The 232-nt window shown below is 40.5% G+C and carries 1 protein-coding gene; it reads left to right on the forward strand.

Going from position 1 to position 232, the window contains the following annotated elements; genetic code table 11:
- The coding region (locus tag ACRBBL_RS23955) for a hypothetical protein (RefSeq protein ID WP_431371629.1) at nt 1-232 on the forward strand (232 nt) is incomplete at both ends.

Here is a 232-nt window from a genome sequence, read left to right on the forward strand (position 1 = left end):
AATGGACTTTCGCACGATGGTACAAACTTCTTGTTGGCAGACTCAGACAATGATACCAACGCAAACGGTACAGATGCAGCACCTTTAGGAGTTGACTTAGATTTTAGAGACAATAGCAATGACGAATGTGATGCCTCTATTTCAGACAATCTTGATACCGATGGTGATGGGGTTACCGACATTTGTGACCTTGATGATGACAATGATGGAATTTTAGATTCAGTAGAATGTA

It is taken from the genome of Kordia sp. (genome assembly GCF_050633145.1).
GTDB lineage: Bacteria > Bacteroidota > Bacteroidia > Flavobacteriales > Flavobacteriaceae > Kordia.